At 51.6% G+C, this 2,500-nt stretch carries 1 rRNA gene (running past one end of the window); it reads right to left on the bottom strand.

Annotated features, from left to right (window positions below):
* Window positions 1-2,112, bottom strand: a 23S ribosomal RNA gene (locus AC0L7P_RS04585); it reaches 870 nt to the left of the window's first position.
* Window positions 2,113-2,500: the final 388 nt, after the last annotated feature.

Raw genomic sequence — 2,500 nt, 5'->3', positions numbered from 1 at the left:
TTTCGCTGAGTCGATGTTGGAGACAGCGGGGAAGTCGTTACGCCATTCGTGCAGGTCGGAACTTACCCGACAAGGAATTTCGCTACCTTAGGACCGTTATAGTTACGGCCGCCGTTTACCTGGGCTTCAATTCAAGGCTTGCACCTCTCCTTTTAACCTTCAGGCACCGGGCAGGCGTCAGACCCTATACGTCGTCTTGCGACTTCGCAGAGCCCTGTGTTTTTAGTAAACAGTCGCCACCCCCTGGTTTGTGCCCCCGGCCACCACTTGCGTGATAACCGGGCCTCCTTCTCGCGAACTTACGGAGGTATTTTGCCGAGTTCCTTCAACATCGTTCTCTCAAGCGCCTTGGTATTCTCTACCAGTCCACCTGTGTCGGTTTAGGGTACGATCTAGCGGAAGAGCTATTTCCAGGAACCTCTAAGCAGCCCATTCAATCCGATAAGGATGAACTACCCTCGAGATCCGTCACTTCTTCCTGGCCCAGGAATATTAACCTGGTTCCCATCGACTACGCCTTTCGGCCTCGCCTTAGGGGTCGGCTTACCCTGCTCAGATTAGCTTTAAGCAGGAACCCTTGGACTTTCGGCGACAGGGTCTCTCACCCTGTTTGTCGCTACTCATGTCATCATTCTCACTAGTGATCTCTCCACCGGATCGCTCACGCGCCGGCTTCACAGAAAAGACTTTGTCTTCTTTATTTTGCGCTACCGCCTTCGGCTACTTGAGCGCGTTTGCGCCCCTGCAACCAACGATCCGCTTAAACAAAAAAGACGAAGTCTTATGTCACACTACGCTCCGCTACCATGCACTATGTGCATCCTAAGCTTCGGCTCATGGCTTGAGCCCCGTTACATCTTCGCCGCAAGACAACTTATCTAGACCAGTGAGCTGTTACGCTATCTTTAAAGGATGGCTGCTTCTAAGCCAACCTCCTGGTTGTTTTGGTCGTCTCACATGCTTTCCCACTTAGCCATGAATTAGGGGCCTTAGCTGTAGGTCAGGGTTGTTTCCCTCTTCACGACGGACGTTAGCACCCGCCGTGTGTCTGCCATCTAGTACTCCTCGGTATTCGGAGTTTGGTTAGGATCAGTAAGCCTGTGGGGCCCCATTACCCATCCAGTGCTCTACCCCCGAGGGTATTCGGATGACGCTCTACCTAAATAGATTTCGCGGAGAACCAGCTATCTCCGAGTTTGATTGGCCTTTCACCCCTAGGCACAACTCATCCCGACCTTTTTCAACAGGTGTGGGTTCGGACCTCCAGTTAGTGTTACCTAACCTTCATCCTGGTCATGCCTAGATCACTCGGTTTCGGGTCTGATCCATCTAACTCATGCGCCCTATTAAGACTCGCTTTCGCTGCGCCTACACCTATCGGCTTAAGCTTGCTAGATAGACCAAGTCGATGACCCATTATACAAAAGGTACGCCGTCAGGGCTCATGGCCCCTCCGACTGCTTGTAGGCGTCCGGTTTCAGAAACTGTTTCACTCCCCTCGTCGGGGTGCTTTTCACCTTTCCCTCACGGTACTGGTTCACTATCGGTCAGTAAGGAGTACTTAGCCTTAGAGGGTGGTCCCCCCATGTTCAGACAGGATTTCACGTGTCCCGCCCTACTTAATACGTCCTGTCATGCTTCATATACGGGGCTGTCACCCACTATGGCCGATCTTTCCAGATCGTTCTATTCACACTCAAGGCTCGGCTGGTCCCCGTTCGCTCGCCGCTACTAGGGGAGTATCTGTTGATTTCCTTTCCTCCGGGTACTTAGATGTTTCAGTTCCCCGGGTTTGCCTTTTTAACCCTATATATTCAGGTCAAAAATACCTGGTTTACCTCATTATTAACAGCCACGCTCAAATCCGACCCCGTTCACAACCCTTCCGAAGAAGGCCAGTGCCGATCCAAAGGATCGGTGTACCGGTCAAACGACCGGCGCGGAGCGCATCATTGCGAAGCAATAATAACAAAGTATCAGGTGGGTTGCCCCATTCGGAAATTCATGGATCAAAGCATATTCTCGGCTCCCCATGACTTATCGCAGAGTATCACGTCCTTCATCGCCTCTTACTGCCAAGGCATTCACCAAACGCCCTTTTCGCGCTTGATTTGATCCAGAAGAAGTCAGACTTCTTCCATGGTACGCCGCCTTTTGTGCAGGCGCACCGATCAAAAGTATACTTTTCCCGTCCCTTCACCTGGTTCAAAGTATGAAGGGATTTGGTTTGATGATCTTGCGATCACCATGGTTCGGTTGTCCGTGCGGGCAAACCGAACCGGGTTAGTGTTACTTGACTTGGATAGTTACATACTGTGCAGAACCCGCGTGATCCCCTCCCATCCACCAACTCAGGAACTTGCGTTCCGTCGCTGCCTTCAGATTAAGGCGCAGATACCGCGTGATCACAGGCGCACTGCCCGGATCAGTATGATAACTGATGTTAATCTCTCTATACGATGTCAATCCTGATGCACCTCGAAGAGGTGCGTCAAACAGG

It is taken from the genome of Oceaniglobus sp. K40-3, assembly GCF_055808395.1.
Note: the sequence above shows the minus strand (reverse complement) of the source record. Positions and strands in the feature narration are given on the sequence as shown.